We start from the raw sequence: 5,998 nt of genomic DNA on the forward strand, positions 1-5,998 counted from the left end.
GCGCGGCCCACCGCGGTGAACCTCTCGTACGGGGTTCGCCGGGCTCAGCAGGCCCACCTCGCCGTCCTGCGGGCCAGCGGTGACCAGGAGCAGGCCGCCGGGGCCGCGCTGGCCGCCGCGCGGGCGCTCCACAGGGAAGACGCCGAGGCCAGCGGGCGTATGGCCGTGCACGGTCTGGCGCTGCTCGACGAGCTGCTGCCCGGGGGAAACCACCGTGTTCTCACGCACTGCAACACCGGGGCGCTGGTGTCCGGCGGGGAAGGCACGGCGTTCGCGGTGGCGCTCGCGGCGCACCGGGCGGGGCGGCTGCGCAGGCTCTGGGTGGACGAGACGCGTCCCTTGCTGCAAGGTGCTCGCCTGACCTCCTATGAGGCGGCGCGCGCCGGAATGGCGTACACCTTGCTCACGGACAACGCTGCCGGGTCACTGTTCTCGGCGGGAGAGGTGGATGCGGTGCTCGTCGGAGCGGACCGGATCGCCGCCGATGGTTCGGTGGCGAACAAGGTGGGGAGCTATCCGCTCGCGGTGCTGGCCAGGTATCACCATGTGCCGTTCATCGTGGTGGCGCCGTTGACGACGGTGGATCCGGACACTCCGAACGGAGCATCGATCGAGGTCGAGCAGCGTGCCAGTCATGAAGTGACGGAGATCACAGCACCGCTGGTGCCCGTGGCGGGAGGCGAAGCGGGGGGCGCGATACCGCTGGCACCCCTGGGGACCCAGGCGTACAACCCGGCGTTCGACGTGACGCCGCCCGAGTTGGTGACGGCGATCGTCACCGAGGAGGGCGTTGTGTCGCCCGTGACGGTTGAGGCGCTTGCGGAGCTGTGTGACAGGTCACGCCAAGTAACGATTTAGTTAATGGGATGATGTCGTTTATGAAGGGACGAGTCCTTGTCGTCGATGACGACACCGCACTGGCCGAGATGCTCGGCATTGTGTTGCGTGGTGAAGGTTTTGAGCCGTCTTTCGTAGCCGACGGCGACAGGGCGCTGGCCGCTTTCCGTGAGAGCAAGCCCGACCTGGTGCTCCTGGACCTGATGCTTCCCGGCCGGGACGGTATCGAGGTGTGCCGCCTGATCAGGGCGGAGTCCGGGGTGCCGATCGTGATGCTCACCGCGAAGAGCGACACCGTCGACGTAGTGGTCGGCCTGGAGTCGGGTGCGGATGACTACATCGTCAAGCCGTTCAAGCCGAAGGAGCTGGTGGCCCGGATCCGGGCCAGGCTGCGCAGGTCCGAGGAACCGGCGCCCGAGCAGCTCGCGATCGGCGATCTGGTCATCGACGTGGCCGGTCACTCCGTGAAGCGGGACGGCGCCTCCATCGCGCTCACCCCGCTGGAGTTCGACCTGCTGGTGGCGCTGGCCCGCAAGCCGTGGCAGGTGTTCACGCGTGAGGTGCTGCTGGAGCAGGTGTGGGGCTACCGGCATGCGGCGGACACCCGTCTGGTGAACGTCCATGTGCAGCGGCTGCGCTCCAAGGTCGAGAAGGACCCGGAGCGGCCGGAGATCGTGGTGACCGTCCGTGGCGTCGGTTACAAGGCCGGACCGAGCTGACGTGTCCCGGGACAGTGCCGCTTCGGCGCCCGGTGAACCGGGGGCCCGCTCGGGGCGGCCTGTCGGCCGGAAGATGACGGGCTCCCGCTGGGGACGGTTCGTCGAGGGCGGGCTGCTCCAGGGCGGAGTGCAGGGCAGCCCGGTCCTTCGCCTTTTCATGCGCTGGGTGCGCCGTCCGCTGCTGCCGGTCATGCGGCTGTGGCGGCGCAACATCCAGCTCAAGGTCGTCGTCACGACCCTGCTGATGTCGCTGGGTGTCGTCCTGCTGCTGGGTTTCGTGGTGATCGGACAGGTGCGCAACGGCCTGCTGGACGCCAAGGTGAAGGCTTCCCAGAGCCAGGCCACGGGCGGGTTCACGGTCGCCAAACAGGAGGCCGACAGCGCGATGGGCGCGGACGGGGACGACCGCTCCGGCTCGGGCGACAACCCCGTGCAGAACGTCAGCGGCTGGATGAACTCCCTCGTCGAGTCGCTCTCCAGCGGCGGACAGGGCGCGTTCAGCGTCGTCACCCTCGCCACCACCACCGCGGACAGCAGCAGGGCCCTCGGACCGCGCGGCTCGGGCTACGTCAACCCGAGCATCAGCGTGCCCCAGAACCTGCGTGAGCGGGTGGACGCCGGCCGGGGCGCGACCCAGAGCTACACGCGCATCGTCTACACCAACAGCCAGGAGTCCCAGCCGGCGCTGATCATCGGCACCCAGGTCAACGACCCCAAGGGCGACCCGTACCAGCTGTACTACCTGTTCCCGCTCACGCAGGAGGAGAAGTCGCTCAGCCTGGTCAAGGGGACGCTCGCGACGGCCGGGCTGTTCGTCGTGGTGCTGCTCGGGGCGATCGCCTGGCTCGTGGTGCGCCAGGTCGTCACGCCCGTACGGATGGCCGCCGGGATCGCCGAACGGCTGTCCGCCGGGCGCCTCCAGGAACGTATGAAGGTCACCGGTGAGGACGACATCGCGCGGCTCGGCGAGGCCTTCAACAAGATGGCCCAGAACCTCCAGCTGAAGATCCAACAGCTGGAGGACCTGTCGCGGATGCAGCGGCGGTTCGTGTCCGACGTGTCGCACGAGCTGCGTACGCCGCTGACGACCGTACGGATGGCGGCCGATGTCATCCACGACGCGCGCGTGGACTTCGATCCGATGACCGCCCGGTCGGCCGAGCTGCTCGCCGACCAGCTGGACCGGTTCGAGACGCTGCTGGCGGACCTGCTGGAGATCAGCCGCTTCGACGCCGGCGCGGCAGCCCTGGAAGCCGAGCCGATAGACCTGCGGGAGGTCGTCCGCAGGGTCATCAGCGGCGCCGAACCGCTCGCCGAACGCAAGGGCACCCGCATACGCGTCGTCGGGGACCAGCAGCCCGTGGTCGCCGAGGCGGACGCCCGGCGGGTGGAGCGAGTGCTGCGCAATCTCGTGGTCAACGCCGTCGAGCACGGCGAGGGCAAGGACGTCGTGGTCAAACTCGCGTCCGCGGGCGGGGCCGTCGCGGTCGCGGTGCGGGACTACGGAGTGGGGCTCAAACCCGGCGAAGCGACCCGGGTGTTCAGCCGCTTCTGGCGGGCCGACCCGGCACGCGCGCGTACGACCGGCGGTACGGGCCTGGGCCTGTCCATCGCCCTGGAGGACGCGCGGCTGCACGGCGGCTGGCTGCAGGCGTGGGGCGAACCGGGCGGCGGCTCGCAGTTCCGGCTGACGGTGCCGCGGACGGCGGACGAGCCGCTGCGGGGCTCGCCGATACCACTGGAGCCCAAGGACTCGCGGCGCAACCGCGGGCTGAACGACGCGGGGCTGCCCCTGGGCGGCACCCAGAAACTGGCCACCGTACCGGCGCAGCCCGCCGGCGAGCGGACGGTGCCGCCGATGCCGGCGCGCGCCCCCAGGGTGGCGGGCGCGGTGGATCCGGCGGCGCTGCCCGGCAACGGCGCGCGCGTGGTGCCGCGGCCCACGGCGGACACCCGAGGCCCGGCCGCGGCGCCCGAAGAGACGTCCGAAGACCGGCGTGAAGTCCCGCGTGAAGAGACGTCCGAAGACATGCCGGAAGCGGCGCCGTCCGCGGGCGGCCCGGAAGCCGGCGCGCAGCCGGAACAGACGAAGCAGACGCAGCAGCTGAAGCAGGGGGAGGCATCTCGTGGGCGCTGACCGCGATCGGGGCGGCCGTCGGCGTCCGGCGCACCTGACGGTGTACGCCGTCTGCGGGACCGTACTGCTGGCCGGGTGCGCGTCGATGCCGGACGGCGGGGACCTGCGCGATGTCGAGGCCTCTCAGCGGCCGGACGCGCAGGTCCGGGTGTTCGCGATGCCGCCGCGGGAGAACGCGCAGCCCGAGGAGATCGTCCAGGGTTTCCTCGAAGCGCTGACCAGCGACGACCCGGAATTCGAGACGGCCCGCAAGTACCTGACCGACAAGGCGTCGCGGGAGTGGCGTCCGAACGGGTCGACGACGGTGCTCGCGGACGGACCGAACACCGTGGCGGAGCACAGCGGCAGCAGGGAGGCGACCGGTGACTACGCCTACTCGCTGATCGGCACCAAGGTCGCCACCGTCGACTCGCAGTTCGCCTACAAGCCCGCCGAGGGGGCGTACGACGAGACCGTGCACCTCACGGACCAGAAAGCGGCGGACGGCGCCAAGGAGTGGCGCATCGACGCCCTGCCGGCGGGCCTGGTGATGGGCATGTCCGACTTCCAGCGCAACTACGAGTCCGTCAACAAGTACTACTTCGCCTCGAACACGGAAGGCAGGACCGACGACCAGCTCGGAGCGGTCGCCGACCCCGTCTACGTACGGGAGCAGGTGGACCCGGTGACGCAGATGGTCCGCTCGGTCCTGAAGGGGCCGACGAGCTGGCTCAAGCCGGTGGTCAGGTCGAGTTTCCCCACCGGTACGGCGCTGAAGAAGGGCGTCAAGTCGCTGACGCCCGACGACCAGAACCGGCTGACGGTGCCGTTGAACGCCAAGGCCGACCGGATCGGACAGACCGTGTGCACGGAGATGGCCGCCCAGATCCTGTTCACCCTCCAGGACCTGACGCCCACCGGCATCGAGGAAGTGGAGCTGCAGCGTTCGGACGGCTCCCAGTCGTGCGTGCTCAGCGAGGACCGGGCCGAGATCTACGTCGCGCACGGTCCGGCCAAGCGTGCCGAGTACGAGTACTTCATCGACGGCGAGAAGCGGCTGGTGCGGATACCGGGGGCCGGCAGCGAGCAGGAGCCCGAGCCGGTGCCCGGCGCGCTCGGCGACGGGGACAAGGAACTGCGGGCGGCCGCGGTCTCGCGGGACGAGGGCACCGCCGCCGGAGTGTCGCTCGACGGGCGCTCGCTGTACGTGGGGTCGCTGGCGTCGGGCGGCTCGCTCGGGGAGGCCGTGCTGCACAGCGAGGCCGCGTCCCAGGCCGACGGGCTGGCGACGCCCAGCTGGGACGCGGGCGGCGACCTGTGGGTGGCCGACCGCGACCCGGAGAACTCCCGGCTGCTCCTGCTGCCGAAGGGCGCGGGCGATCCGCTGGTGGTCTCGACTCCCGGTCTTGAGGGGCGGATCGAGGCGGTGCGGGTGGCCGCGGACGGCGTGCGGATCGCGCTGATGGTGCGCAACGACAAGCGGACGACCCTGCTCATGGGGCGGATCGAACGGGCGGACTCGCCGGGCGCCGGTGAGAGGGGCGCTGTCGCGATCCATGAACTGCGGTCGGTGGCACCGCAGCTGGAGGAGGTCACGGCCATGTCCTGGGCCGGCGACAGCCGCCTGGTCGTGGTCGGACGCGAGGCCCGCGGCGTGCAGCAGATCCAGTACGTCCAGGTCGACGGATCGACGCCGGCCGGCCCGGCCCCCTCCGCGCTCACCGGGGTGAAGGAGATCGCCGCCTCCGAGGACGAACGGCTGCCGCTGATGGCGCACTCGGAGGACGGGATCGTGCGGCTCTCGACGGGTTCGCAGTGGCAGACCGTGGTCAAGACGGGGATGGCGCCGGTCTACCCGGGGTGAGTTCGGGGCGACCATGGGCGTCTCTGGCGCGTCCCTGGTGCGTCGTCCCTCGTGGGCTCCTCGTGCGTCCCTCGTGTGAGGGACAACGCGTCGACGATCGCGGGGAGTTGTCCACAGGCAGTTGTCCACAGGCCTGCCGCGGGGGCTCGGGCTTTGGCACAGTGGTGGGCATGCGGGGGTGGTGGCAGGACCTCACCGACCTGGTGCTTCCGGCCGAGTGCGGAGGTTGTGGACGGCTGCGCACGGCGCTCTGCCCGGAGTGCCGTGCCGCCCTGACGGGGGACGTCCCGAGCCGGGTGCGACCGGATCCCGAACCACCGGGACTGCCGGTGGTGTATGCGGCGGCTCCCTACGAGGACCAGGTGAGGGCGGCGCTGCTCGCGCACAAGGAACGGGGGGTGCTGATACTCGCCGGGCCGCTCGGAGCGGCGCTGGCGGGGGCTGTGCGGGCGGGGCTGGGAG

5 protein-coding genes are annotated in these 5,998 nt (G+C 71.0%); all 5 read left to right on the top strand.

From position 1 onward, the window contains the following. A partial coding sequence (mtnA, locus tag AOK01_RS39285; RefSeq protein WP_055520330.1) for an S-methyl-5-thioribose-1-phosphate isomerase occupies window positions 1-858 on the top strand: 858 nt, incomplete at its 5' end. A gap of 8 nt (window positions 859-866) precedes the next feature. Continuing rightward, entirely contained in the window at window positions 867-1,556 is a 690-nt protein-coding gene (gene mtrA / locus AOK01_RS39290; RefSeq protein ID WP_190852180.1) for a two-component system response regulator MtrA, read from the top strand. A 1-nt stretch (window position 1,557) separates the two neighbouring features. Next, window positions 1,558-3,693, top strand: coding sequence for an MtrAB system histidine kinase MtrB (mtrB, locus tag AOK01_RS39295; RefSeq protein ID WP_055520334.1), 2,136 nt, complete (start codon window positions 1,558-1,560; stop codon window positions 3,691-3,693). Further along, entirely contained in the window at window positions 3,683-5,536 is a 1,854-nt protein-coding gene (locus tag AOK01_RS39300) for an LpqB family beta-propeller domain-containing protein (protein WP_055520335.1), read from the top strand. The genes mtrB and AOK01_RS39300 overlap by 11 nt, the downstream gene beginning before the upstream one ends. 170 nt (window positions 5,537-5,706) lie before the next feature. After that, window positions 5,707-5,998 (top strand): ComF family protein (locus tag AOK01_RS42235; protein ID WP_425424798.1); only part of this gene is annotated, 292 nt, incomplete at its 3' end.

Source organism: Streptomyces aurantiacus, from assembly GCF_001418335.1.
Lineage (GTDB): Bacteria > Actinomycetota > Actinomycetes > Streptomycetales > Streptomycetaceae > Streptomyces > Streptomyces aurantiacus.